General features: G+C 69.3%; 21 protein-coding genes. 13 read left to right on the top strand and 8 right to left on the bottom strand.

The window, feature by feature from the left end:
* Window positions 1–35: 35 nt before the first annotated feature.
* The 5 genes from HYG95_RS12995 to HYG95_RS13015 all read right to left on the bottom strand — a co-directional run bounded on the left by HYG95_RS12995 (window position 36) and on the right by HYG95_RS13015 (window position 10,112).
* Window positions 36–839 (bottom strand): hypothetical protein, encoded by an 804-nt coding sequence (locus HYG95_RS12995; RefSeq protein ID WP_181698211.1) that lies wholly within the window; start codon window positions 837–839, stop codon window positions 36–38.
* 96 nt (window positions 840–935) lie between these two features.
* A complete protein-coding gene (gene sigM / locus HYG95_RS13000; protein ID WP_225281725.1) occupies window positions 936–1,493 on the bottom strand; it encodes an RNA polymerase sigma factor SigM in 558 nt (185 codons plus the stop codon).
* Between the two features lie 329 nt (window positions 1,494–1,822).
* Entirely contained in the window at window positions 1,823–5,551 is a 3,729-nt protein-coding gene (locus HYG95_RS13005; RefSeq protein WP_181698232.1) for a murein biosynthesis integral membrane protein MurJ, read from the bottom strand.
* A 1,661-nt stretch (window positions 5,552–7,212) separates the two neighbouring features.
* Window positions 7,213–9,660 carry a DUF6049 family protein gene (locus HYG95_RS13010; RefSeq protein ID WP_181698213.1) on the bottom strand — a complete coding sequence of 816 codons (2,448 nt, stop codon included), beginning with the start codon at window positions 9,658–9,660 and terminating at the stop codon, window positions 7,213–7,215.
* The gene (locus HYG95_RS13015) at window positions 9,657–10,112 is read right to left on the bottom strand and encodes an NUDIX hydrolase (protein ID WP_067495077.1); all 456 of its coding nucleotides are present in this window, start codon (window positions 10,110–10,112) and stop codon (window positions 9,657–9,659) included. The genes HYG95_RS13010 and HYG95_RS13015 overlap by 4 nt, the downstream gene beginning before the upstream one ends.
* 515 nt (window positions 10,113–10,627) lie before the next feature.
* On the opposite strand from HYG95_RS13015, the gene HYG95_RS13020 reads away from it, so the two are divergent.
* Window positions 10,628–12,043: a CCA tRNA nucleotidyltransferase gene (locus tag HYG95_RS13020; RefSeq protein WP_220139394.1), complete on the top strand. Its 1,416-nt coding sequence runs from the start codon at window positions 10,628–10,630 to the stop codon at window positions 12,041–12,043.
* Here HYG95_RS13020 and HYG95_RS13025 read toward each other — a convergent pair.
* Window positions 12,040–12,894 carry a hypothetical protein gene (locus HYG95_RS13025; protein ID WP_225281638.1) on the bottom strand — a complete coding sequence of 285 codons (855 nt, stop codon included), beginning with the start codon at window positions 12,892–12,894 and terminating at the stop codon, window positions 12,040–12,042. The two genes, HYG95_RS13020 and HYG95_RS13025, sit on opposite strands and share 4 nt — an antisense overlap.
* Before the next feature lie 98 nt (window positions 12,895–12,992).
* Between HYG95_RS13025 and HYG95_RS13030 the strand changes: the two genes are divergently transcribed.
* The 7 genes from HYG95_RS13030 to HYG95_RS13060 all read left to right on the top strand — a co-directional run bounded on the left by HYG95_RS13030 (window position 12,993) and on the right by HYG95_RS13060 (window position 18,857).
* Window positions 12,993–13,391: a helix-turn-helix transcriptional regulator gene (locus HYG95_RS13030; protein WP_181698215.1), complete on the top strand. Its 399-nt coding sequence runs from the start codon at window positions 12,993–12,995 to the stop codon at window positions 13,389–13,391.
* On the top strand, window positions 13,388–14,128 hold the full coding sequence (modA, locus tag HYG95_RS13035) for a molybdate ABC transporter substrate-binding protein (protein WP_181698216.1): 741 nt from the start codon (window positions 13,388–13,390) through the stop codon (window positions 14,126–14,128). Before HYG95_RS13030 ends, modA begins: the two co-directional genes overlap by 4 nt.
* Window positions 14,125–14,955, top strand: coding sequence for an ABC transporter permease (locus HYG95_RS13040; RefSeq protein ID WP_181698217.1), 831 nt, complete (start codon window positions 14,125–14,127; stop codon window positions 14,953–14,955). The genes modA and HYG95_RS13040 overlap by 4 nt, the downstream gene beginning before the upstream one ends.
* The gene (locus HYG95_RS24840) at window positions 14,952–16,427 is read left to right on the top strand and encodes a sulfate/molybdate ABC transporter ATP-binding protein (RefSeq protein ID WP_255495278.1); all 1,476 of its coding nucleotides are present in this window, start codon (window positions 14,952–14,954) and stop codon (window positions 16,425–16,427) included. The genes HYG95_RS13040 and HYG95_RS24840 overlap by 4 nt, the downstream gene beginning before the upstream one ends.
* A gap of 65 nt (window positions 16,428–16,492) precedes the next feature.
* A complete protein-coding gene (locus tag HYG95_RS13050) occupies window positions 16,493–17,248 on the top strand; it encodes a LamB/YcsF family protein (RefSeq protein WP_067644304.1) in 756 nt (251 codons plus the stop codon).
* A 14-nt stretch (window positions 17,249–17,262) separates the two neighbouring features.
* The gene (locus HYG95_RS13055) at window positions 17,263–17,946 is read left to right on the top strand and encodes an allophanate hydrolase subunit 1 (protein ID WP_181698218.1); all 684 of its coding nucleotides are present in this window, start codon (window positions 17,263–17,265) and stop codon (window positions 17,944–17,946) included.
* A 53-nt stretch (window positions 17,947–17,999) separates the two neighbouring features.
* Window positions 18,000–18,857 (top strand): biotin-dependent carboxyltransferase family protein, encoded by an 858-nt coding sequence (locus tag HYG95_RS13060; RefSeq protein WP_181698219.1) that lies wholly within the window; start codon window positions 18,000–18,002, stop codon window positions 18,855–18,857.
* A gap of 61 nt (window positions 18,858–18,918) precedes the next feature.
* On the opposite strand, the gene HYG95_RS13065 is transcribed toward HYG95_RS13060, so the two are convergent.
* Window positions 18,919–20,175 carry an MFS transporter gene (locus HYG95_RS13065; RefSeq protein ID WP_181698233.1) on the bottom strand — a complete coding sequence of 419 codons (1,257 nt, stop codon included), beginning with the start codon at window positions 20,173–20,175 and terminating at the stop codon, window positions 18,919–18,921.
* 167 nt (window positions 20,176–20,342) lie between these two features.
* On the opposite strand from HYG95_RS13065, the gene HYG95_RS13070 reads away from it, so the two are divergent.
* On the top strand, window positions 20,343–21,116 hold the full coding sequence (locus tag HYG95_RS13070; protein WP_181698220.1) for a pirin-like bicupin family protein: 774 nt from the start codon (window positions 20,343–20,345) through the stop codon (window positions 21,114–21,116).
* On the opposite strand, the gene HYG95_RS13075 is transcribed toward HYG95_RS13070, so the two are convergent.
* A complete protein-coding gene (locus HYG95_RS13075) occupies window positions 21,113–21,637 on the bottom strand; it encodes a hypothetical protein (protein WP_220139377.1) in 525 nt (174 codons plus the stop codon). The genes HYG95_RS13070 and HYG95_RS13075 overlap by 4 nt on opposite strands.
* A gap of 134 nt (window positions 21,638–21,771) precedes the next feature.
* Here HYG95_RS13075 and HYG95_RS13080 point away from each other — a divergent pair, with 134 nt between their 5' ends.
* From HYG95_RS13080 to HYG95_RS13095, 4 genes are all read left to right on the top strand, one after another.
* Window positions 21,772–22,623 (top strand): helix-turn-helix transcriptional regulator, encoded by an 852-nt coding sequence (locus HYG95_RS13080; protein WP_181698221.1) that lies wholly within the window; start codon window positions 21,772–21,774, stop codon window positions 22,621–22,623.
* 10 nt (window positions 22,624–22,633) lie between these two features.
* Complete coding sequence (locus tag HYG95_RS13085; RefSeq protein ID WP_181698222.1) at window positions 22,634–22,999, top strand: DUF397 domain-containing protein; 366 nt, start codon at window positions 22,634–22,636, stop codon at window positions 22,997–22,999.
* 134 nt (window positions 23,000–23,133) lie between these two features.
* Window positions 23,134–25,149, top strand: coding sequence for a M13-type metalloendopeptidase (locus HYG95_RS13090; protein ID WP_181698223.1), 2,016 nt, complete (start codon window positions 23,134–23,136; stop codon window positions 25,147–25,149).
* Window positions 25,150–25,211: 62 nt separating this feature from the next.
* Window positions 25,212–25,666: MBL fold metallo-hydrolase (locus HYG95_RS13095; RefSeq protein WP_181698224.1), on the top strand; the 455-nt coding region annotated here is incomplete at its 3' end.

Raw genomic sequence — 25,666 nt, forward strand, 5'->3', positions numbered from 1 at the left:
CCGAGAACGGGTGAGTGTGGGGCCAGAAGGGCAGGTCAGCCGATGTCGCGGACGGCTAATCGGCTGGGGGCGCCGGTGGTGCATCCGGTGCCGACGACCAAAGCGGTGATGGTGGGGGTTTGGGGGCCTTTGACGAGGACGAGTACGGCGTCGTCGCCGCGGAAGGTGATGCTCGACGCACCCAGGACGGCACGGTCGATGCCGTTGGCCTGCACGCAGCGGGTGAGGGCGGCTTCGTCGGCGAGGGGGCCGTGCACGTCGCGTTTGCCGAGGGCGGTGAGGGCGGCGGCCGCAGTGAGGTCGTCGCCCGGGGTGGCCGGTTCGGTGGGTGGGGCCGCAGTCGGTGTGCCGTCGGTGTTGTCGAGGGTGCCGACCACGGCGCCCGCACCCGCGAGGACGGCGATCGTGGCCGCTGCCGCCACCAAGAAACCCAGCCGGCGCCGGGACTTGTACTGCGCCAACGAGATCGGCGTGGACTGTTCCGCGGCGGGGGTGGCGCTGGTCGGGACAGACGTGATCCGTGCGGTCGGGCCGTCGCCCGCGTCGGGTTCGGCGACGGCAGGGACGGAGGTGATTCGTTCGGTCGGCCCCTCGTTGGCGTCGAGTTCGGCGACGAATCGGAACATGCGGTCGGCCACGTCGTCGGGCATGCGGTGCATGACCAGGTCGTCGTCGACCAGCGTACGGAGGTGGGTGTTCACCTCGTCGAGATCGTTCAGATAGCGCAGCGCGTCCGGGTCGGTGCGGACCTTGGGCCACAGTTGCTCGCGGAGTTCCGGTGCGAGATTGTCGGCGTGCAGATCGGCCAGCAGTTCCGACGGGAACGGAGGCTGCGGCACGGATCGAGCCACCTCGCACCTCCCCTGTTCTGTCGATTTTCGGATCGCAGCATGTACATCGCTGACTTGTTCGTCACTGTTAATGACGCATCCGGGCTAGCTCCGGTTCCCTGGATCCCGGAAAAATTCCAAACGTTCTTGCAAACGTACGCGCGCTCGGGCGCATCTGCTCTTGATCGTGCCTTCCGCCACGCCGAGTGCCAAGGCGGTTTCGGCCACACTCCGCCCCTCCATCTCGGTCATCACCAGGGCGAGCCGCTGTTCGTCAGGGAGGGTGAACAGCGCCTCGCTCACCACGAGGTTCAGCTCGTAGTCGGCGTAGGCATCGCGTGGCTCGACCGCCTCGGGCATGGTGTCGGGGGTGACGGAGATGGCGCGGCGGGTCTTGTTGCGCCGGATCCGGTCGAGGCAGGCGTTCACGACGATGGCGTGCAACCAGCTGCGCACCTCGGACTCGGCGCGGAACGTCTCGGCGGTGCGATGGGCGGAGAACAAAGCGTCCTGCAGGCAGTCGGCGGCGTCCTCACGGCTGTAGGACGTGCGCAGCGCGGTCTGCCAGAGGTGGTCCTTGTGCCTGCGCAGCAGTTCGGAGAAGGCATGCGGTTCGCCGCGTACGTGCGCGGCGAGGAGTTCCTTGTCGCTGCCGTTCTCCAGGAACGAGCGATCGCGGAACGCCGCCTGGCGCGTTGTCCCCCCGCGTACTTGCTCGTTGACTTCCGGCGACAACACCTGACCCCTTGGACAGCGCTCATTACGGCGACTTCGTGTCGGCGAACGAGGCCGATCCATCACCTGACTACAACGCGGCGTCCAGGACCGACGTCGACAGATCCTGGGTAGCTCCCTGCCGAGAGCGCGGGGTGATCATATCGCTGATAACAATTGCGCACCAACCGGACCGCGGTTCGATGAACAGTGATGTTCTAGCGCGAAATAGGCATCCACCTGCGCAGATAGCAGGTGGGAAGGACTGCGGCGCGGATTTACGGCGCGGCGTCGAAGCGGACGTCGGCGACGGCGGTCTGGAACTGTCCGCCCGAATTCGCCAGTCCGGTGATCCATACGAGCACGAAGCGAGCAGCCTGATCGGTCTGCACGGCGACCTCGGTGACGCCGTCGCCGAGACGGGCGGAGCCGATCAGCTGAGTCTGGTCGAGCGTGGGCGTCTCGGTGGGCGAGGTCCGGATCTCGACGGTGCTGCCCGCACTGGGCGAGGTGATCGAGACATTGGTGAGTTTGGCGGGCGCGGGCAGCGTGGCCAGCAGTCCCACGCCCTTCTTGAGGGCGGGGAACTGCTGGAAGTACTGGTCGGTGCGCCACACCGTTTCCGGGTTCTGGTCGAGCACCGCGCCCGCCGTCGCGGCGCCGTCGGGGGTGCCCTCCGGGGAGAACACCCTGGCACCGGTGACGGCCACCGGCACACTCGACGGCTGCGCGGGCTGGTCCGCCGTCGGTGCGGCGGCCGCGCTCGGCGGCGCCACACTCGACGTGAGCCCGATATTGATCTGCTGATCCAGCGGCTTGTCAGACGCGCCGGGCGCGAAGATACTCACCATCCACCAGATCAGGATGCCGACCACCAGCGCGGCGAGCACGCCGAGCCCGACCATGATCCACATCATCCGCTTGGAGCGTTCGCGTTCGGCCGCAAGCAGTTCCGGGTCGGCGAGCGAATCGGGGCCGGCCGCGACCGCCCGCTGACCCAGCCGCAGCACGGGGATGAAATCGGTCTTCTGATCGACGACCGAGGCCTGCTCGAGCACGTGCTGCACGGTGGCGGCGGTGCGCACACCCTTGTTCGATTCCAGCGACCGCACGGCGACGGCCGAGATCTCGAACGGCACCTCGGGCCGGATCTGGCGCGGCTCGACCGGAGTTCCGTCGGGCCCGAAGTCGGCCAGCCGCAGCCCGCCGATCGTCGCGGCCGTACCGGTGACACCGCCCACGCGAATCGGCCAGCGCGCGGTGATGAGCGCGTAGAGCATGGCGCCGAGGCCACGCACATCGGACTGGGCGTCGGAATCGCCGAGTGTGCCGGGGAAGGCGAGCACGGCGTCGCCGGAAGCGCTGATCCGGATGCGGTCGGGATGGTCGATCGAGAGCGAGCCACCGCCGCGATGGGCCAGTTCGGCCGCCGAGGCGAGTACCCGGATGGCCCGGGCGGCACCGATCGGCGACGGCACGGTCTCGGCCATCTCCCGCAGCGACCGGCCGGGTGTCCACTCCGCGACCACGATGCCGCCGGAACTACCGCGCACCACGTCCAGGACCCTTGCCAAGCCGGGCGAGTTGATGCGGCCCAGACGCAGCGTGCGCGACAGGATCGCCTGCGGACCGTCGTGGCCCGCGTTCTCACCCGACTTCTGATCGGCATCGACGAAGGTCAGCGCGACCTCGCGGTCGAGTTTGATGTCGAGGGCCTGCCAGAACTTGAGCCCGCGCGCGCCGCCGTGGCTGGCGAGCAGGCGATACCGGCCGCCCGCGACCGACGCGCCGGGGATCAGCTTCGGTCCGCGCTGCGGGCGTTGCACGTCCTGCGGCGGTACGGGGATCGGCAGCATGCCGGTGTCGTGGGTCGGATCGTGCGGCGGCGCGGCCGCGCGACGGTCCTCGGTCGGTTCGTTCTTCTCCGGCGACCCGTCTGCCTGCAGGTTCTTGCTGTCGTCGGGCGCGTCGGCGTGTTCGGGTCCTGCGGTGTCTGCCCCGTCGGGCCGGACATCGGTGGACCTTCCTCCTGCGGCGCGCGCCGCAGAATCAGCGGCTGGGACGCCGCCCACCGCGTCATCGCTCACCCTCGGTCCTCCTTCGGCCTGATCTCCCGTATCGGTCTGCCGAACAGCGTACGGGAACTGTGCTTGACCGGTGATGTCAACAGCACCGGGCCGGATCACGGGCAACACCATGGTCTGGGTGTCCAGCGACTGCCCGTACGCCGGGAAGGCGTAGGTGTCGGGCCTGCGCAACACGGTGGTCGCGTAGATGTCCTCGGCCGAGGCGTCCTCGTCGAGCGCGAGTTCCGGCGCGGGCGGGGTGATGCCGAGCTTGCGCGAGACGGCGACGGTGATCGCCACCACCTCGGGGATGCCGACCAGACGCATCAGCCCGAACGCCACCGAGAACAGGACGAGCGCGTCGACGGTGACCCGCAGCAGCGAGGCCGGGCCGCCGGTGACGTTCGCGAGGCCGGTCACCGTGTCGATGATGAGCATCACCGCGCCGCCCGCGATCGAGGCGAGCACCACCCGGGTGATGGTGCGGCCGACATTGGACATGCGCAGATCGCCGAGGCTGCGGTGCAGCAGTACCCCGCCGATCACCGCGCCGACGGTGAAGCTGAGGCCGGTGGCGACGCCGAGGATGATGACCACGTCGTCGCTGTCGCGAGCGATCACCGGGGCGAGCGCCGAGCAGGCGATCTTCACCGTGGTGATGCCGAGGATGATCCAGGTCGGCGTCCACGCCTGTTCGCGGGCGTAGAAGACGCGCAGGTGGATCAGTACCAGCGAATACGGGATCAGCGTGAAGGCCGACCAGCTCACCGCGCTGCCGAGGCGGGCGGCGTCACCGGAGAACCGGGCGTATCCGTAGAGGGCCTCGCCGATCGCCGGACCGGCCAGGGTCATGAAGGCCACGATCGGGATCAGCGCGATCATGGTGAGGCGGGTGGCCGCGGACAGGTCGTCGACCACGGCGGGCGTGTCGTCGGCGGCGGCGTTGCGGCTCAGCCTCGGCATGATCGCGGTGAGCAGCGTGACGCCGATGACGCCGTAGGGCAGCTGCAGCAGCGCCCAGGCATTGGCGAAGATCGCCGGGCCCGCCTCGTCGGCCGCGGAGGCGATGTTGTTCGCCACCACCAGGCCGACCTGGCTGATGAGCACGTACAGGATGATCGCGGCGCCCATCTTGCCGAACTGCTTGAGGCGCGCGTCGATGCCCCACAGCGGGCGCAGGTCGATGCCGTGCCTGCGGATGGCGGGCAGCAGGCTCAGCGCCTGGGTGGCCACACCGGCGGTGATGCCGAGGCCGAGGACCAGCAGTTTCGGGTCGCTCATCCGCACCGGGTCGAGCGTGATCTCACCGGGTGTGAGCGCGTACACCGCCAGCACGACGAGCGCGACGATGTTGTTCATCACCGGTGCCCACGCGCCCGGTTTGAAGGCCTGTCTGGTGTTGAGGATGGCCGTGAACAGCGCCGACATGCCGTAGAACAGGATCGCCGGTGCGAGCAGATAGGTGAGTGCGGTGGTCAGCGAGGTGTTGACCTTGCCGTCGGAATCGACGAGCACGTGGCTGGCCAGGATGGGCGTCGCGGCGAGCGTCAGGACCGTCGCCACGAAGAGCACCGCGAAGGCGGCGGTCACCAATCTTCGGACGAACTCGGCGCCGTTGTCGGCGTCCTCCTGTTCGGCGCGCACCAGGGTCGGCACGACGATCGCTGTGAGCACCGCGCCGAGGACCAACTCGGCGACCATGTTCGGGATCAGGTTCGCCGAGATGAACGCACTGGCGATGGCCGGACCGAGCACGGTGAGCAGCAACAGCTGCTTGGCGAACCCGGTGATCCGGCTGACGAGCGTCGCCACGGCGATCGACCCGGAATCCTTGAGCAGCTTCTCGTTGGCCGACTGTGGATTCGTGTCACGCGGCGCGGGCTTCTCGGTGCGAATCCGCTCGGGACGCGCGATCACCTGCGTCTGCTCGGCCGCCCGCATCGCGTCACCACCGGGCCGACTCGATGCCGCAGGCATCCCGGGGAAGCTGTCGCGCCCAGGCCCCGGTCGAGCTGCCTCGTACCCACGCGGCGGCGGACCGGCCTGCGGACTTCGCCCAGGATCCACCTCGGGGCGAGCCTGCCGAGGAATCGCCCCTGATGCCCCTGCGGCCCGCTGCTGCGGAAACTCCCCCGACCTGGGGCCCGGCCGCTGTGGACCACTCGGCCGCTGGGCAGGACCTTGGGGTGCATCATCGCCGGCCCGACGACCGCGCGGTTGCCCACCGCCAGGCTGACCGACTCCAGGTCGTCCGCCGGCGCCGGGCTGTCCGCCGATGCCGGGCTGTCCGCCGACGCCAGGCTGACCGCCGCGACTCCCTTGCTCGCCCGCACCGGGGTGCTCGACGCCACCGCGACCGCCCATGACCGAGGGTCCGGCCGGGCCCGCCGAACCTCGCTGCTGACCTGGCCGGTCGCCCGGCTCGACGCCGGTGGGACCGGGTCGCTGACCTGGCGCGGGCGGGAACTCGCCCCGCTGCCCGCCGGGCACCGAGCCGAAGCCGCCCGGGCGTCCCTCGGGGCCGGGGCCCTGTGGTCGGAACTCGCCGGGGCGACCGGGTTCGGGGCGCCGCGGCGCACCGGGCACTCGCGGATCAATCGGCGGTGGTTGCGACGACTCGCCGTAAGGAGCGGCCGATCGCGGATCCGGTGCGGGTCGCTGTGGCCCTGGGCCGCCCGGTCGCTGCTGGCGGGGGAACTCCCCCGAACGCCCGTCTGCCGGATAAGACTGAGGAGGCTGTGGACCACCCGGTCGCTGCTGCCGAGGCAACTCCCCGGAACGGCCGTCGGCCGGATACGGCTGGGGTCGCTGCGGACCAAGGCCGCCCGGTCGCTGCTGGATCGGGAATTCGCCGGAAGGTGCGGGCCGACGGTTGCCTTCGCCGGTACGTCCCGGTGCGCGCAGCGCATCGTCCGCCACGGCACCGTTCAGGTCCCCCGGTCGCGGTGGCTGCCCGCGCAGCGGGTCTGCGGGCCCCGGACGGTGATTCGGCTCGACGGGCGGCAGCGGGCGATGCGGAGCACCGGGTGCCGAGGTGTAGTTCGACTCGCCGGGATGAGGTGCGCGCGGAGGTTCGCCGCCGGGGCGATGACGCGGGTCGTCATCGCGCGGATACTGCGCGTGCGGCGGTTCACCGGGCGATGGACTGAAGTTCGGTTCGCCGGGCCGGAAGGCTGGCGGGTACGGCGGCTCGCCAGTACGGCCGGGCCCGTGGGGTGGCTGGCGAGGGGGCTGGACTCGCGGGACCTCGCCCGAGCTGCCGGGAACGGGTCGTCCTGTCGGCTGGGCGGGTCGCGCACCCTGCTGCGGGCCGGGATCAGCGGGGCGCGGCCGGGCCGGGTCGACGGGGCCCAGGCGCGGCGGGACCGGGCGATCGCCGGGACGGGCAGGCACCTGCGGCTCGTCGGTGTCGCGGCCGCTCATTCCACGCTCCCATGGCGCGGCGGGGGCCCAGCGGTGGGTCGGCTCGTCGCGTTCGTCGTGGTTGTGCCGATGAGCGGAATCATCGTCGCCCATCATGCCTCCTGTACCCGGCGCAACCCGCGAATCCCGCCTCGTTCTTGCCTGTCATGGTCCCCCGCGCGCCGGTCAGGCGTGGGTGTTCACTGCCGACGCAGTCGTTGCCGGGCGCGTCGCAGCCGTCCGGCCCGTTCCACCGTTTCGGGGGTGAAGCCCTCGTCGGCGGGGTCGGGTCGGCCGCGGAAGCGCCGCCACAGCCGGCGCCCGGCCAACAGCAACAGCAGTATCGCGGCACATGCCGTAATTATGGCCAAGGCCTGACCGTAGGCGTTCGAGCGCACCGAGACCGACGTCGGCTCCCCTAGCGTGATTCCGTCCGGGGTGGTAAGGGCGATGGGAATGACCAGCTTACGGCTGTCACTCACCTCGGTCGGTATCTGAAATGACCGAGTTCCGTTCGGCGGAAGGAGCTGTTCGCCGATATCGGTGATGTTCGTCTCGGAAGGCGCGGAGATCCGGAAGTTCACCCGGATCGCCACCGGCAGATCATTGCGGGCAACCAGCAGCAACGGGCTCTGCTCGGACGCGAGCGTGTACACACCGCCCGGTGGCAACACCGATACCGACGCGAACACGGTGTCGACTTCCCGGGTCACCTGATCGACACGCCGGTCGGCATGCAGGTCGGCGAGAGTGTCGTCCTCGCCGCGCCGGTCCGACAGGCTCAACGCCCGCAGCAGATCCTCGCGCGCGGGCGTGAGGAAGGCCAGCGGCGTCAACTCGGCCTCGGGCAGCTCGACGAGCGCCCGCATCATCTCGGTGATCCGCGCACCCTGGTCGCGCACGGGCACGACGAGATGTTCGGGCGCGGCGTCCTGAGCGGCCGACGGCAGGTATTCGAGGGTGAACGGGCGCGGATCCGGCTCCTGCGCGACGAGCTCCGCGAACGGCCGGGGCTGGGCCAGCTGGTTACGGGCGAGCAGTTCCACCTGTTTGAGCAGCGCCACACCCTCCTCGCGGCTGGCGCCCCACTGCTGCGGCGGCATCAACAGCTGCGAACGCGGCCGGTCCGGCGCCGGATTCAGCGCGGTCCACGCCATCGCGCCGAGCGCGTCCTGCAACCGGGCGGCCCGCGAGTCGTTGGTGACGTCGAAGCGCACCTTCGACGGTGTGAACGAGGGCGTCGGCGGGTTGGAACCCACGGCGGCCAGCGCCGTCGCCGACCAGATGTCGAAGGTCGTCACCCGCAGCGCCGGATCGGTGTTCGGCCCCGCCTCGACGCTCACATCCGGCACCCGCACCACGTCCGGCGCGGCCTGCTCCCCGCCGACGACCGTGCCGGGCACGAACGTCGACGGCGTGGAGGTGAGCGCGGTCTCCGGATCCGGCACCGAACCCTCACCCGATACGGCCGACCCGGCGAGCACCGCCGTGCCGTACCCGTACTCACGCAGCAGCTGCCCCGCCGCGTGATCGATGCTGCCGGAATCGGGCAGGCTCACCCCGCGCAGCGACCTGGTGCCCAGGATCGCGTCGACCACATCGGCCGGTGCGTGCAATGCCCGCGCCGACAGACCCGGCTCGTTCACCGCCGCCAACGCCGTCACATCGACCTGCGCGTACGGCAACGCCACCGTGCACATCGACCCGGCGAGCGCGCGCAACCGGTCCAGCCAGGCCTGCGCGTTCGCGGCACCGGTCCCCTCCCGCGTCGCGCCCTCCGGATCCGACGGACTCGCCAGCACCCGGTAGCCGCGCGTCATCGTCTGCGCGGTCGACACCAGATCGGGATCGATGGCGATGCACACCGACCCGGCGACCGCGTTGTCCTTACCCGGTGCGGGCGCGACCGCTTCCAGCGCGGCGACCAACTGCTCGAGCCGCCCACCCTTGCCGAGCGAGGCGGCGAGCTCGTCGTCGAGCAGTTCCACCTGCCCGTTCACCGACCCCGGTTTGCCCGCGACCATGCGCGGCCGGTCGGCCAGCGGCCAGATCACCGTCGTCGCCACCGGCGTGGCCTCCGGTGGCGCGGCAACCGGGGCCGGGTCGCCGTCGGCCGGTGGCAGTCCGAGCACCGGAAGCAGGAAGCGGGCGTCGTCGAGCCGGGCCTGCGAACCGTAGGCCGGCTCGCCGTTCACATTCAGCAGCAGCGGATACACACCGGGATCGGTGATGCCGAGCGACGCGCCGTCGCCGCCGCGCAACGCGATCCGCACCGAGAACTGTTTGCGCTGGCCAGGACTCAGCTTCGGCGTCACATCCTCGAACGGCCCGGTCACGTCATAGTTCACCTGATCGAGCCGCAGCGAACTGCGCAATCCGCTCGGCGAGAGCACCGGGGCGGCGCGCTGGATGCGCACGCTCACATCGTCGACCACCCGGTCACCGATATTGGTGACCGTCCCCGACACCGTGAGCACCGGGTCGCTGTTCGTGGTCACCGTGCCCGGCGCCACCGCGTCCAGGGTGAGTTTGAGGAACTTCGGCGCCGACGCGTCGTCCGGTTGCGCCTGCGCCACCGCGGGCAGCAGCGCCACCGAACCCAAGATGGTCAGGACCGCCGTGATCAGCCGGAACAGTCCACCCGTCATCGCTTGCCGGTCTCCATCCGGTCGATCATCCGATTAGCCACCTCGGCCAGCCGCCGCTCGTCGGCGTAGGCCAATCGGGAATCCAACTCGCTCAACGGAACCCACGCAACCTGGGTGACTTCCACGTCGGCATCGGACAACTCACCGCCCAGACACCGCAGCAGATAGTGGTGCACGGTCTTGTGTACCCGTCTGCCCTCGGTGACGAACCAATAATCGATATTGCCCAGCTCGGCGACCACCTCGCCGATGATGCCGGTCTCCTCGGCGACCTCACGCATGGCGGTCTGCTCGGAGGTCTCGCCCTCCTCGATATGGCCCTTGGGCAGCGACCACAGCAACCGCCCGCGCCGATCGGTCCGCCCGATCAACGCGGCGCACCGCAGTTCCCTCGGCCCGTCCAAGCCGTCGACAACGAGGCCGCCCGCGGACGTTTCGCGCACCGTGCGCATACGCGGCTTACCGCCGTTACCCGCCCCGCCGCGCCGCCGCGGCTGGCGGCGTCGACTGTTCGCGCGATCGGCCGGAGGAGACACCCAGCCAGCTTAGCGGTGTGTGTAGGACGCAGGGGCGCTCGAGTTGGTGGTCGGGCGGCGGCGGCTGCCGTGCCCGGCACTGTGTGGATTGCGCCCCTGGAGGTACCGGCTGTGTTTTTGGAGCGCTGGCGCGCTCGAGCGCGCCCCTGAGGGGCCGCGCGAACAGCGCTCGAGACTCGCGCTTCGCGCATGCGCTTCGAGCGCTGTTCGCGCGGCCGGGCCGCTGCGCCGCTTCGCGGCGGACCCTCCTCGAGGTCGGGTCGTGCGGGGCTGGGGAGGCTGTCATGGCGGACTCGAGTGTTGCCGTGTGGCCGGGGATGAGGTGGTCGGCCGATCGAGGGGTGCCCGGGAGCTCGGAAAGTGGTTCGACGGGCTCGGTAAGCTCTGTACTCGTGGTTTCCTCTGATGTTGTCGCGGATCGTCGTGCTCGGCTGCTTGCTGGTGCGGCGGTGACGTTGGGGCAGCTGTCCGAGGTGCTGGTGCCGTTGGGGGGCATGTTCGCCGCGCGGGGGCATTCGCTGTATCTGGTGGGGGGCAGCGTGCGCGACGCGGTGCTCGGGCGGTTGGGCAATGATCTGGATTTCACCACCGACGCGCGGCCGGAGGTCGTGCAGGAGCTGATGCGGGGGTGGGCCGATCAGTTGTGGGACACCGGTGGGCTCGCGTTCGGGACGGTGAGTGCGGCCAAGGGGGATCAGCAGCTCGAGATCACCACGTTCCGGGCCGATACCTACGACCGGGTGTCGCGCAATCCGGAGGTGACCTTCGGTGACACGCTCGAGGGCGACCTGGTCCGGCGCGATTTCACGGTGAACGCGATGGCGGTGAAGATCGCCGAGGACGGTTCGCTCGAGTTCGTCGACCCGCTCGACGGGCTCGACGCCCTGCTGAAAGGCGTGCTCGATACGCCTGCGGCACCGCAGGATTCGTTCGACGACGACCCGTTGCGCATGCTGCGCGCGGCCCGCTTCGTCGCGCAGCTCGGTTTCGAGGTGGCACCTCGGGTGCGCACGGCGATCGTGGAGATGGCCGAGCAGATCGACCGCATCACGGCCGAACGGGTACGCACCGAACTCGACAAGCTGATCGGTGCGGAGCATCCGATCGACGGCATCAACCTCATGTGCGATACCGGTCTCGCCCAGCGGGTGCTGCCGGAGGTGCCCGCGATGAAGCTCGAGATCGACGAGCACCACCAGCACAAGGACGTCTACCAGCATTCGCTGACGGTGCTGTCGCAGGCGATCGACCAGGAGGAGGGCGACCCCGACCTGGTGTTGCGCTGGGCGGCGCTGCTGCACGACATCGGTAAGCCCGACACCAAGCGCAACGAGCCGGGCGGCGGCGTGAGCTTCCACCATCACGAGGTGGTCGGCGCGAAGATGGTGCGTAAACGCATGCGGGCGCTGAAGTACCCGAAGGCGTTCACCGAAGACGTCGCGCGCCTGGTGTTCCTGCACCTGCGCTTCCACGGCTACGGCAAGGGCCAATGGACCGATTCGGCGGTGCGCCGCTACGTCACCGACGCCGACGACCTGCTCGATCGCCTGCACAAACTGGTCAAAGCCGACTGCACCACCCGCAACAAACGGCGGGCGGCGGCGTTGCGCGCCACCTACGACGAGCTCGAGCAGCGCATCGCGGCCCTGCGTGAGCAGGAGGATCTGGCGCGGGTGCGTCCGGACCTGGACGGCAACGCGATCATGGAGCTACTCGGCCTCGAGCCGGGCCCGCAGGTGGGCAAGGCGTGGAAATACCTCAAGGACCTGCGCCTGGACCGTGGCCCGATGACCCGCGACGAAGCCGAGGCCGCCCTGCGTGAGTGGTGGGCGACGCAGCAGTCCTAGAACACGATCAGCGTGGTCCCGGCGATGATGGCGTCGCGGATCTGGGTGAGGTCGAACGAACCGGTGGTCTCGGGCAGTTCGATGCGGAATTTCACCACGTCGCCGCGGCGGTGCGCGTAGGAGATGCTCGCCCGGTTGGGCAGGTCGTCTAGCAGCAGCGCGGGCGCCTGCACCACCCGGCGCGGTAGCCGGATGCGGTACCAGCTGGCGCGGCGGATATCGATGGTGAGCAGGTTGTCGTAGACCTGCGCGTCGACGACGGCGCTCATCTTGCGGGTGCGGTGGGTGGCGACGATCCGGCCCTGCTCGTCGAGCCGGAGCTTCCAGTCCAGGTTCTGTTCGTCCACCCAGTCGATGAGGGCCCCGATGCCGATGCTGCCCTCGATGTCGAGTTGCTGCACGCGAATCTTGGTCGGCACACCGGGAATGAGGCGAACGCCGTGCGCGATCACGGTGACGATGTCGAAGGGGTGGGAGTCCCAGACCAGGTCAGACAGCACCGTTTTGCTCTGGAAGTGGGCACCGCGCCTGCGCACCTTGAAGGTGTCGAGGGTGGCGGTGAGGTCGTGGCCGAGCAGGGTGGCCGACACTTCCCGCCCGCCGAAGCGGCTGAAGATGCCCTCGCTGAGCACGGTCATCAGGACGTCGGGCATCAGCGCGGTGACCGTGCCCGAGCCCAGGTCGGCCACCGGGTCGGCCCAGGACGTGGTGAAGCCGAGCCACTGGTCGATCCACGAGGGGTCGAGCAGACGTTTGCCCAGGTCGACAGCGCCCGCCAGTGACCAGGACTTCGGATCGAAATACGTGGCCATGATGGTCCGAGAGTACTTGCCCGCGGCGTCGGCGGCCATGCTCCACGGCGTGTTGAGCCGACATCACAGCCGGATGCTTCCGCATGTGCGGGAGATTTATCTATGTATCGCCGCATCTGCGGAACTATCCTGGCCGGGTGGCACTACTGCGAATCAAGGAAGCCGCCGATCTGCTCGGGGTCAGCGACGACACCGTGCGCCGGTGGATCGACTCCGGCGCGCTGTCGACGAGCAAGGACAGCGCCGGCCGGTTGGTCATCGAGGGTCGTGAGCTGGCGGCTCTCGCCGTCGAGCAGGCGCGCCCGCCGCACACCGAGGTGGGCAGTGCCAGTTCGGCCCGGAATCGGTTCCCCGGCTTGGTCACTCGCGTGCTGACCGACACGGTGATGGCACAGGTGGAGATGCAATGCGGTCCGTTCACGGTGGTCTCGTTGATGAGCAGCGAAGCGGTGCGCGAGCTCGGGCTCGAGCCCGGCAGTGTGGCGTTGGCGAGTGTGAAGGCCACGACGGTGGTCGTGGAACGGGCCGCCGGATGAAGCGCGCGCTCGCCTTGGTGGCCGCGCTGACCGTGCTCACCGCCTGTGGTTCCGAAACGGATTCGGCGACAGGTGATTCGACGCTCACCGTGTTCGCCGCCGCCTCGTTGAAGAAGGCCTTCACCGAGCTGGAGGACGACTTCGAAGCCACGAATCCCGGTGTGGACCTGCGGTTCTCGTTCGCCGGATCGTCGGATCTGGCCGCCCAGTTGCAGGCCGGTGCGCCCGCCGACGTCTTCGCCTCGGCAGACCAGCCGACGATGGACAAGGTGATCGCCGACGGACGCATCACGTCTTCGCGCGCCTTCGCCACGAACGTCCTCACCATCGTCACCGCGCCCGGTAACCCGAAGGGGGTCAACACTTTCCGCGATCTGACCAAGGATGGCGTGTCCGTCGTGGTGTGTGCGCCGCAGGTGCCGTGTGGCCGGGCGACACAGAAGGTCGCGGGAGCTGCGCAGGTGACATTGCGGCCGGTGAGTGAGGAATCGTCGGTGGCCGATGTGCTGACCAAGGTGACTTCCGGACAGGCGGACGCGGGCCTGGTGTACGTCACGGATGCGGCGAGTGCCGGCGCGAAGGTGAGTACGGTCGCGATCCCCGAGGCTTCGGCGGCGGTGAACACCTATCCCATCGGGGCGGTCGAGGATTCCGCTGCTGCCGGGAAGTTCATCGACCTGGTGACCGGCCCGACGGGTCGGCGGGTGCTGACTGAAGCCGGGTTCGGTGTGCCGTGAGAACCGGCGCCGCAGGGTTTCCCCGCTGGTTGTTGCTGCCCGCGCTGCTCGGATTCGCCCTGGTCGTCGTGCCGCTCGGCGCCTTGGCCTGGGGCGTGGAATGGGGTCGGTTCGGTGCGCTGGTGACCACCGAGGCCTCGCGTGACGCCCTGTGGTTGAGCCTGCGGACGGCGGCCGCGAGCACGCTGCTGTGCGTGCTGCTCGGTGTACCGATGGCCGTGGTCCTGGCCAGGGCGCGATGGCGCGGGCTACCGGTGCTGCGCGCACTTGTGTTGCTGCCCTTGGTATTACCGCCGGTGGTCGGTGGTATCGCCCTGCTGTACACCTTCGGGCGGCGTGGGCTGTTGGGAAGCCACCTCGAAGCCCTCGGTGTGCAGATCGCGTTCAGCACAACGGCGGTAGTGCTCGCTCAAACCTTTGTGGCACTGCCGTTTCTGGTCCTCACGCTCGAGGGTGCGTTGCGGACGGCGGGTCACCGCTACGAGCAGATCGCGGCCACCCTCGGTGCCGGGCCGAGCACGGTGTGGTGGCGGATCACCCTGCCGCTGATGCGTCCCGCGCTCATCTCCGGTGCGGTGCTCGCCTTCGCCCGCGCGCTCGGTGAATTCGGCGCCACCCTCACCTTCGCGGGCAGCCTGCAGGGCCGAACCCGCACGCTCCCCTTGGAGATCTACCTGCAACGCGAAGCCGATCCCGATGCGGCCGTTGCGCTTTCGGTGGTGCTCATCATCGTCGCGATTCTGATCGTCCTCCTCGCCTACCGCCGTACGAGCCCGATCCCCGGCACTCAGCTCGGCAGCGCCCGCAGCGGAGGGAGAGCGGAATGAGCCCACATGACGAGCCGCGAAGCATGCCGTCGGGCTTCGATCCGGCGAGCGCACACCACGAATCCGTACGGAGCGAGCCGTCGTCCGGTCCGGCGGGGTTCTCCGCGAGCGCACCCGACGAATCGTCAGGGAGGTCGTCGCATCCGGCGGGCCTTTCGGTGGCCGCACGCATCGCGGATCGCGAGCTGGACCTGGCGCTCGAGCTCGCACCGGGCGAAGTCCTCGCCGTCCTCGGCCCCAACGGCGCGGGAAAGTCCAGCCTGCTCCAGGTGATCGCCGGCTTGCTCGTCCCCGACGAAGGCCACGTGCGCTTGGGCGCCGACACCCTCACCGATACGGCGAAAGCTATCGCGCTGGCACCATATCGACGCGGCATCTCGCTGCTCGCCCAGGAACCGTTGCTGTTTCCGCACCTCACGGTTGCCGAGAACGTCGCTTTCGGCCCACGCAGCCGTGGGAATCGGCAAGCGAAAGCTGTTGCCGCCGAATGGCTCCGAGCCGTCGACGCCACGCACCTGGCCGACCGCCACCCCGCAGCGCTCTCCGGCGGCCAGGCCCAACGCGTCGCCCTGGCCCGTGCCCTCGCCGTCGACCCGCACCTGCTCCTGCTCGACGAACCCATGTCGGCCCTCGATGTCGATGTCGCCCCCGCCATGCGCTCGCTGCTGCGCCGAGTCCTGCGCGACCCCGCCCATCCGCGCTGCGCGGTCCTGGTCACCCACGACATCATCGACGCCATCACCCTCGCCGACCGCATTGTCATCGTCGAATCCGGCCGCATCGTCGAATCCGGCCAGGTCACCGACGTGATGTCGCACCCACGCAGCCCCTTCGCCGCCCGCATCGCCGGCCTGAACCTCCTCCACGGCACGGCCACCGCGCCGCGCGGGTCCGACCCGGCCTTCGCGGCAGTGCTGGTCGGACCCTGCCGACACAGCGAACCGATGTCGCCAGGTGACAGCGAAGCCCAGCACCGGCCAGCAGCACACCCCGCCGATCGGCCGGCGCACAGCGCCGCTGCCAGTGCCTCGCTCGGCTCCACAGAACGGCCGATAACCAGCGGTCCCGGTGGTGGGTCGGGGTCGAGTTCGGCAGGCGGCGCCCGGCACTCGGCAGCGGTCGACCCGAGTATCGACGACTACTCGGGGTCGACACCCGATGACGAATCGGCGGTCGATGGTTGCGTCGTCGGCGATTTCACCGCAGGCACCCGCGCGGCGGCTGTCTTCTCCCCCGCCGCCGTGTCGGTTTTCACCCGGCCTCCCGGTGGTAGCCCACGCAATGTCTTCACTGTCGACATCACCGAGATCACCGATCGGGGCGGCATCGTGCGGGTGCGTGGCGACGCACCGAACGCGCCCGGCCTGTGCGCCGATCTCACCCCGGCCGCCGTGGCCCAGCTCGGCCTCGCCGTCGGCACGCGGGCGTATTTCGCGGTCAAGGCCACGGAGGTGCGGGTGTACGCCTGCTGAAGCGTGGGCCCGGGCTACGGCGCACAATGAGGGCGTTCATGCACGCGCGCAAACCGGAGGGCAGCATGCCGCTGGACCTGAACAGTGATCTGGGCGAGGGCTTCGGCCCGTGGCGGATGGGTGAGGACGCCGCCATGCTCGACATCGTCACCAGCGCCAACATCGCGTGCGGTTTCCATGCGGGCGACCCGACGATCATGCGCCGCACCTGCGAACTGGCTGTGGCCAAGGGCGTGCGGATCGGCGCGCACGTCGGCTACCGCGATCTGGTCGGCTTCGGCCGCCGCGATATCGCCATCGCGCCCGCCGAACTGCGCGACGAGGTGCTGTACCAGATCGGCGCTCTCGCGGCATTCGCGCGCGCGGCGGGCGACCGGGTGCGGTACGTGAAGCCGCACGGCGCCCTCTATCACGCGGCCGCTCGCGATCGTCTGCTCGCCGACGCGGTCGCGACCGCCGTCGCCGAGGCCGAAACCGGTCTCGCCCTGCTCGGCCCGGCCGGAACCGAACTCGAACACGCCGCGAACCGGGCGAAAGTGCGTTTCGTCGGCGAGGGTTTCGCCGACCGCGCCTACACCGCCACCGGCACGTTGGCGCCGCGCGGGGTTGCCGGTGCGGTGCTGACGCCCGACGACGCCGTCGCCCAGGCGGTATCCCTTGCGTTGTCGGGGACCGCGCGTACCGTTGACGGTCCGGGTGCGGTCGCTGTGTCCGTGGCCAGTGTGTGCGTCCATGGTGACTCGCCGGCGGCCGTGGAGATGGCGCGCCGCATCAGGGGGGCGTTGGACGAGGCAGGCGTACCTGTCGAACCATTCGGTTGAGGGTGGGAGGCGCGATGGTGACCGACTGGAGCACGCGGATCAGGCCCGCGGGCGACCGCGCCATGCTCATCACCCTCGACGATCCGCAGCCGGTGCAGCGCCTGGCGTCGGCGCTGCGGGTGCATGCCATCGCCGGTGTCCAGGACGTGCTGCCCGCGGCGGAGACCGTGCTGGTCACCCTGCATTCGGTGAACTACGGCACGCAGGTGCGCCGCGAATTGCTCGCGCTGCTCGACCGCCTGGATTCCGAATCCGCACAGCCGGATTCGCTCGATGTTTCCCGTGGAACACTGTCCGACCCGGACCGCCCCGACGAGCTGGTCGAGGTGCCGGTGCGCTACGACGGGGTCGACCTGCCCGAGGTCGCCCGACTGCTCGACCTGTCTGTCGCGGAGGTGATCGCGGCTCATACCGGTACCGTCTGGCAGTGCGCCTTCGTGGGTTTCGCACCCGGTTTCGGATATCTCGTCTCGCCCGACGGCAGGCTCACCGTGCCGCGCCGGGCCCAGGCCCGCACCGCCATCCCACCGGGTGCGGTGGCACTGGCCGGTGGGTACTCGGCGGTATATCCGCGTGGCACACCGGGCGGATGGCAACTGATCGGAAGTACCGATCTACGCATGTGGGCGGTCGATCGCGATCCACCCGCGCTGATCCGAGCGGGAACGGCGGTGCGGTTCGTCGACATCGCGCAATAGGCAAGGGCTGCTCAATGGTGCGCCGCCTCGACAGTTAATCGGGGAGAGATCGCATGGTGATCTTCATCGAGCGGGTGGGGCCGCTCGCGACGATCCAGGACCTGGGCAGACCCGGCTGGTTCGATTCCGGCGTGGGTCCGGCGGGCGCCGCCGACCGCGCCTCGCTGCGGCTGGCGAACCGGCTGGTCGGCAATCCGGAGGACCACGCGGGCATCGAGGTACTGCTCGGCGGACTCGTAGTGCGCACCGATGCGCACGTCACCGTCGCGGTCACCGGCGCACCAGCGGCGGCCACGGTGGACAGCACGCCCGTCGGCCATGCGAGCGTTCTCGAACTCGAGGCGGGCCAGACCCTTCGCCTCGGCATGGCAGGCACCGGTTTACGCACCTACATCGGTGTCCGTGGCGGCATAGACGTGCCGAAGGTCCTCGGTTCCCGCAGCCGCGACACCCTCTCCGGCATCGGACCCGACCCGCTGCGACCGGGCATGCAGCTACCCGTCGGTCCCCCGCCGCGCACCTTCCCGACCGTCGAGTTCGCGCCGGTCCCCGTGCCGCCGGAGGTGCTCGTCGTCCGCGCTCGTCCCGGCCCGCGCGAAGACTGGTTCACCGACCCCGCCGCCCTGTTCCGGGGCTCGTGGCAGGTGAGCAGTGAGACCGACCGCGTGGGTGCCCGCCTGGATCGGGTCGCCGGGCCGCCGCTCACCCGCTCGATCACCCGCGAACTGCCCGCCGAAGGTGTCGCCCTCGGTTCGGTGCAGGTCCCACCGAGCGGTCAACCGGTCGTCTTCCTCGCCGACCATCCGATCACCGGCGGCTACCCGGTCGTCGCGGTCGTGCTCGACGCCGACGTCGACCGCGTCGCCCAACTCCGTCCGGGTGAACTCCTGCGCTTCGCACCCGACGACTGACCGACGCTCACCGCACCGATGCCGAACGCATCCACACCGGAACGAAACAGACGCACGACGACTAGCGCGCCCGCCGCGAATTCAGGGTGATCGCGACGATGCCGAGCGCGTACACCCCGGCCCCGACCAGCACCACCGGCAGCGAACGGCCGTCGGCAGGGATCACCAGGGCGGTCGCGGCGATGGCCAGCACGAACGTCATGTTGAAGACCGTGTCCTGGAGGGCGAAGACCTGTCCGCGCCGGTCGTCGTCGATCTCGATCTGCATGCTGGCATCGCCGGTGAGCTTGATCGTCTGCCCGGCGAGCCCGAGCCCGAACGCGCCGATCAGCAGCAGCCGGTGGGCGTGGTCGGTGGCCGATTCCGAGGAAGCGAGCGCGATCGGTGTCACCAGGGTGAGCTGCACGATGACGGCTGTCGCCAGCCCGACGAGCACGGTCCGCGGCCTGCCGAGCCGGGGAATCAGCACGGGCGCGAGGATCGCGGCGAGCAGCATGCCCGCCGCGGCCGCACCGATCGCGACCCCGAATCCGACCAGCCCGCCGCTCATTTCGCTCTGCCCCTCGGGCTGACGCAGTACCAGCACCATGATGAGCGTGTTCATCCCGAACACGATGCGATGCGCTCCGATGCCGATCATCGCGGTCGTCACCTGCGTCGATCGCCAGACCGCGCGCGCACCCGTGGCCAATCCGGTGGCGATCGCACGGACAGTGCTTTCCGCTCCCGCCGAGCCCTTTTCGGGCCCGAGGATGTGGGGTGTGAAACCGACGGCGAGTAGCGCGCCGACCACCGACCCGACCCCGCTGAGCGCGACCGCCACGGCCGAGGCCGAATCCCCCGCTCCGAGCACCGCGATCACCGCCACCGACGCCGCCGCGCCGACCCCCGCGCACGCCGAGGCCACCGTGGCCAGCACGGAGTTCATCGGAACCAGCCAGCGCTGTTCGAGCACCCTCGGCAGCGCGGCCGACACCCCGGCAAGCACGAATCGGCTGATTCCGACGGTCGCCAGCGCGAGCACGAGGAGCACGCTCTCCCCCGCCCCGGCGAACAGCGCGAGCGCGGCGGCCGCGATCAGCGTCGCCCGCGCGATGCTCGCCACCAGCAGCACACTGCGCCGATCCCAGCGGTCGAGCAGGGCGCCCGCGTAGGGGCCGAGCACCGAATACGGCAGCAGCAGCACCGCGAAACCGGCGGCGACGGCCAGGGGGTCGGTTTCGCGTTCGGGGTTGAACAGGATGGCGCCCGACAGCGCCGCCTGGAACATGCCGTCACCGAATTGGGCGGCCAGGCGCAGCAGCGCCAACCGTGGCATCCGTGGATTGCGCCGCACCACACCGCGGCTTTCGCGCAGCAGATGTCGCAGCGAGATCGGCCGCTCATCCGCCGGATCCGAGCCGTCAGCGCGATGGGTCGACACGTCGTGAGGATAGTGGTGCCAGAATTGAGGTGGCGGTACGGGTGCAGCGCAGGAGGAGGGTCATGTCCACATCGACGACACCGCGCATCGAGGTGCATCGGGGCGGTGACCGGATGAAGACCAGGATCTCCTGGCTCGACTCCAAGCATTCGTTCTCGTTCGGCGAGCACTACGACCCCGACAACACCCATCACGGCCTGCTGCTGGTGAACAACGAGGACGTGGTGCTGCCCGGCGAGGGTTTCGACACCCACCCGCACCGCGACATGGAGATCGTCACCTGGGTGCTCGGCGGCAGTCTGGTGCACCAGGATTCGCTCGGCCACAACGGCGTGATCTATCCCGGTCTGGCCCAGCGGATGAGCGCCGGCACCGGCATCCTGCACTCGGAGAAGAACGACTCATGGCGCCTCGACGGCAAGCTGCCCGAGCACGACGAGCCGGTGCATTTCGTGCAGATGTGGGTGGTGCCCGACGAACCCGGTGTCGATCCGGGGTATCAGCAGCTCGAGATCGATGACGAGCTCGCCCGCGGCGATCTGGTGACGGTGGCCTCGGGCCTACCGCGTTACCGCGACCGCACCGCCATCTCGATCAATTCCTCGCACGCGGCGATGCACGTGGCCCGGTTGACCGCCGACAGCGCGCCCGTGACCCTGCCCGATGCCCCCTACCTGCATGTTTTCGTCGCCCGCGGCGAGGTGGACATGGAAGGTGTCGGCACCTTGGCCCAGGGCGACGCCGTGCGGCTCACCCGCTCGGGTGGTCAGCTGATTCGCCCGCACGGCGACGCCGAGGTGCTGGTCTGGGAGATGCACGCCCGGCTGGGCGGCTAGGCCGAGCCGGGTTCGCGCACCAGGGCGGTGGTTCTGGCGTTGGCGCGGGTGGCGGCGACGATCTGCGCGAAGTCGGGACGGTAGTCGCCGTCGGGTGGTTGCAGCCAGATGCGGTAGCCGCTGCGTTCGTCGGCCGGGGAGGGCAGCACCACGTCGCTGCCGGGCAGGGCGACCGACGCGCACACCCGGAACATCTCGGCGAACAGTTCGGTGTCGAGGTAGGAATTGTCGGTGGGCCCGGTGAGGAAGGTCCAGCGGCCGGACCGGGGATGCCCGATGATCGGTCCGCAGCGTTGACCACGGCTGAGGAGCTGTCCGCGCACTCGTTCGCCCAGCGTCGAGGGCATCACCACGGCTCCGACGGCCCCGATTTCGAGCACGATGCGCCCGAAGGTGGCTTCGACCACGGCATAGAGACCGTTGTGCTTGCGATAGTGACGACAGCGCGCGAGCGCGTCCTGGGTTTCCGAGTATTCCTCGGCGGCGGCATAGCCGCCCTTGCTGTCAGTGCGCTGGCTCATCACTACCTCGTCTCCGTCGACGGTGTGGAGCTTGCATTCGCTAGATATTTGCCGCTATCTACAGCCTAATGCGACACAACGACGCTGACAATAGTCAGTAGCAGGTGTGTTCACCCGGAGTACGATCAGCGCCCATGGCACCCGTTTCGCCTACCGCCGCGCGCTGGGAACTGGTCCTGCGCCTGCGTGACCTGCGCGAACAGCGTGGTTTCGACTCCGCGGGTTTTGCCAAGCGGGTCGGTTTCACCCCCGCCAACTGGTCCCATGTGGAAAAAGGCCGACGGGTCCTCACACGCACGACTATCGAACCGGTGCTCGATGTTCTCGATGTGCCCGCCGACGAACGGCGGGAATTGCTCGCGCTGCTGGAGGCCAGCAAACAGCGCGGCTGGTGGTCCACTTCGGCCGCGCTGATCGGCCCCGAACTGCAGCGTTTGTACGGAATGGAGGCGGGGGCGCAGAGCATCCGCAGCTACGACAGCCTGATCGTGCCCGGCCTCCTCCAGACGGAGGCATACGCACGGGCGCTCATCAGTGCCGACGTGATGATCCGCCCGGTGCAGGTAGACCAATTAGTCGCGATCCGGTTGCGACGCCAGCGGCGGCTGCGGGAACCGGAACCGCTGGAACTCACGGCCGTGCTGGGTGAGGCGACGCTGCGTCAGCAGACCGGGGGTCCCGAAGTGTTGCGCGGGCAGTTGCGTCACCTGGTGGAGCTGATGCGCGAGCTCGACACCGTCGACGTTCGGGTGATCCCGTTCAGCGCTCCCGAGGGCGCGGTGCTCGGCGGTTCCAGTTTCCATCTGCTCGACTTCGCAAGCGATCAGCTACCGACTTTCGCGTGGGCGGAGAGCGCTGTTTTCGGTGGCCATGTAGACGACGCCGAACAGGTCCGCGATCTCGGCTACGCCTTCCTGCGGGCCAGGGATCAGGCCATGCCGAGATCTGAATCCCTTGCCCTGATCAGCGACTATGCGAGAGTGTAAGATTTGTGTCATGTCGATCACAGCTCGCCGCCGCCCGGCCGATCACGGCTGGTTCACCTCGTCGCGCTCCAACAACGGTAACCAATGTGTCGAGGTTCGCTTCGAAGGTGACGCCGTCCAGATACGAGACAGCAAATTCCGGCGCAACCCGATGAACCGTGGCCTCGACGAGCCGATCATCACCGTCCCCGCCGCCGTGTGGACCGCCTTCCTCGACTGCCTGCTCGCCCAGCGCCCGCACCCCTCCCTCACCACCCAGCACGCAGCCGACGGCACGACAACCCTGCGCCACGGATCAACCGCCCTGCACTACACCCCCACCGAATGGGACGCCTTCGTAGCCGGCGTCCGCGACGACGAATTCGCCTGCGTGTAACCCGAATCCGCTCCGCGCCCGTCGGTGACCGGGCAGTGCGCGTCAGGATGGACGCCGATGCCCGATCGCCGACGTGTCGCGACGCCTTCCAGCACGCCCCCGGTTCGCGATGATGTTTCGGCATACTGGAGTGCGTGACTTCGGATCTGAGCAGCCCCTCCGGTATCGACCTGTCCTTCCGTGATCAGGATGTGCGGGTGCAGGACGATCTGTTCGCGCATGTCAACGGGCGGTGGTTGGCCGACTACGAGATTCCGGCCGACCGGGCGGTGGACGGTGCGTTCCGGACGTTGTACGACCAGGCCGAGATCGATGTGCAGACCATCATCACCGAGTGCGCCGAGGGTTCGGCCGACAGCGCGGATGCCCGCAAGATCGGTGACCTGTACTCGAGCTTCATGAACACCGAGTTGGTCGCCGCTGCCGGGCTCACCCCGGTGGCCGACGAACTGCACGCCATCGCCACGGTCGCCGACGCGAGCGCGTTCGCTGCCCTGCTCGGCCGCTTGCAGCGCACCGGCGTGCGCGGCGCGCTCGCCTACTACGTCGACACCGACGACAAGGACTCCACCCGCTACCTGCTGCACGCCACCCAGTCGGGCATCGGCCTGCCCGACGAGTCGTACTACCGGTCCGACGAGTTCGCCGAGATCCGCGACGCCTACCGCGCCCACCTCACCAAGATGTTCACCCTCGCCGCGTCCGACCCCGCCCTGGCAGGCCTCGTGCCGACCGATCCGGCCGACGCGGCGAATCGGGTGTTCGAGCTGGAACGCACCCTCGCCGCAGGCCACTGGGACGTGGTGCGCCGACGCGATGCCGAGAAGAGCTACAACCTCACCACTTTCGACGAGCTCGCCACCGCCCACCCCGAATTCGATTGGGCCGCTTGGGCCGACGCCGTCGCCGAGGGTGTCGACCGTGCGGGCACCGAGCTGTTCGCCGAACTCGTGATCCGCCAGCCCGGTTACGTCGGCGCCTTCGCGCGCGCGTGGTCGGATGTGCCGCAGGCGGATTGGCAGGCGTGGGCCGCGTGGCAGGTGCTGCACGCGCGCGCCCCCTACCTCACCGACGAGATCGTCGCCGCGAACTTCGACTTCTACGGCCGCACTCTCACCGGCGCGCAGGAGATCCGGGAACGCTGGAAGCGTGGCGTCGGCCTGGTCCAGGAACTGCTCGGCGAGGCCGTCGGCAAACTGTATGTGGCCAGCCACTTTCCGCCCGAGGCCAAGGCGCGGATGGTGGAGTTGGTCGCCAATCTGCAGGAGGCCTACCGCCGCAATATCGCCGAACTCGAGTGGATGGGCCCCGACACCCGCGCCGCGGCACTGACCAAGCTGGAGAAGTTCACCCCCAAGATCGGCTACCCCGACACCTGGCGCGACTACTCGGCCGTCGAGATCGACGCGGCGGACCTCGTCGGCAACTACCGGCGTGGCTACGCCGCCGACCACGACCGTGACCTGGGCAAACTCGGTGGTCCCGTGGATCGCGGCGAATGGTTCATGACCCCGCAGACGGTGAACGCCTACTACAACCCCGGCATGAACGAGATCGTCTTCCCGGCCGCCATCCTGCAGCCGCCGTTCTTCGACATGAACGCCGACGACGCCGCCAACTACGGCGGGATCGGCGCGGTGATCGGCCACGAGATCGGGCACGGCTTCGACGACCAGGGCGCGAAGTACGACGGCGACGGCAATATGCAGGACTGGTGGACCGACGACGACCGCGCCGAATTCGGCAAGCGGACCAAGGCGCTGATCGACCAGTACAACGTGCTCTCGCCCGCTGATCTGTCCGACGAGCACACCGTGAACGGCGAGTTCACCATCGGCGAGAACATCGGTGATCTCGGTGGTCTGTCGATTGCCCTTGCCGCGTACAAGATCTCGCTCGACGGTGAAGAGCCGCAGGTCATCGACGGGCTCACCGGTCTGCAGCGGGTGTTCTACGGCTGGGCACAGGTGTGGCGGACCAAGGCGCGGCAGGAGGAGGCGATCCGCCGCCTCGCCGTCGACCCGCATTCGCCGCCGGAGTTCCGCTGCAACGCGGTGGTGCGCAATATCGACAGCTTCTACGAGGCGTTCGAGGTGACGCCCGACGACAAGCTGTACCTGGCACCGGAGGAGCGGGTCACCATCTGGTGATCGGGCGCGACCCTACCGCTGAGCCGGTAGGGTCGAAACCCACTGTCAGGGAGAGGTTTTCCATGCGTTGTCACCAAGTCGCCGATGATGTCTTCACCATCCGTGGCACGGATGTGAACATGGTCCTGCTGCGCGAGGGCCGCGACCTCACCCTCATCGACGCCGGCTGGTACGGCGACGCGAAGATCATCGAATCGGCGATCCGTGCCCTCGGCCACCGCCCCGAAGACGTCGTCGCCGCCCTGCTCACCCACGCCCACCTCGACCACGTCGGCGCCCTGAACCACCTGCACCGCCGTTACGGCACCCCCGCCTACACCAGCCCCACCGAGGTACCCCACGCCCGAGGCGAGGTCCACGAGTCAGCCACTCCCCTCGACGTGATCAAACGCCTCACCGCCCCGAGCACCGCGGCCTGGGCGCTGCGCATCACCGCCGCGGGCGGCCTCCGCAAGAACCCGGTCCCCCACATCCAACCCTTCCCCACCGAAGGCCCCCTCGACCTCCCGGGCAACCC

Source organism: Nocardia sp. GTS18 (genome assembly GCF_013839555.1).
Lineage (GTDB): Bacteria > Actinomycetota > Actinomycetes > Mycobacteriales > Mycobacteriaceae > Nocardia > Nocardia rosealba.

Coding starts and splice junctions, on each gene's coding strand:
- HYG95_RS13055 (WP_181698218.1), top strand. CDS start 17,263: ATGGTGACCGACTGGAGCACGCGGATCAGGCCCGCGGGCGACCGCGCC.
- HYG95_RS13050 (WP_067644304.1), top strand. CDS start 16,493: ATGCCGCTGGACCTGAACAGTGATCTGGGCGAGGGCTTCGGCCCGTGG.
- HYG95_RS13085 (WP_181698222.1), top strand. CDS start 22,634: ATGTCGATCACAGCTCGCCGCCGCCCGGCCGATCACGGCTGGTTCACC.
- HYG95_RS13070 (WP_181698220.1), top strand. CDS start 20,343: ATGTCCACATCGACGACACCGCGCATCGAGGTGCATCGGGGCGGTGAC.
- HYG95_RS13080 (WP_181698221.1), top strand. CDS start 21,772: ATGGCACCCGTTTCGCCTACCGCCGCGCGCTGGGAACTGGTCCTGCGC.
- HYG95_RS13060 (WP_181698219.1), top strand. CDS start 18,000: ATGGTGATCTTCATCGAGCGGGTGGGGCCGCTCGCGACGATCCAGGAC.
- HYG95_RS13010 (WP_181698213.1), bottom strand. CDS start 9,660: ATGACGGGTGGACTGTTCCGGCTGATCACGGCGGTCCTGACCATCTTG.
- HYG95_RS13025 (WP_225281638.1), bottom strand. CDS start 12,894: ATGGCCGCCGACGCCGCGGGCAAGTACTCTCGGACCATCATGGCCACG.
- HYG95_RS13005 (WP_181698232.1), bottom strand. CDS start 5,551: ATGCGGGCGGCCGAGCAGACGCAGGTGATCGCGCGTCCCGAGCGGATT.
- modA (WP_181698216.1), top strand. CDS start 13,388: ATGAAGCGCGCGCTCGCCTTGGTGGCCGCGCTGACCGTGCTCACCGCC.
- HYG95_RS24840 (WP_255495278.1), top strand. CDS start 14,952: ATGAGCCCACATGACGAGCCGCGAAGCATGCCGTCGGGCTTCGATCCG.
- HYG95_RS13075 (WP_220139377.1), bottom strand. CDS start 21,637: ATGAGCCAGCGCACTGACAGCAAGGGCGGCTATGCCGCCGCCGAGGAA.
- HYG95_RS13015 (WP_067495077.1), bottom strand. CDS start 10,112: ATGCGCACGGTGCGCGAAACGTCCGCGGGCGGCCTCGTTGTCGACGGC.
- HYG95_RS13065 (WP_181698233.1), bottom strand. CDS start 20,175: ATGCCACGGTTGGCGCTGCTGCGCCTGGCCGCCCAATTCGGTGACGGC.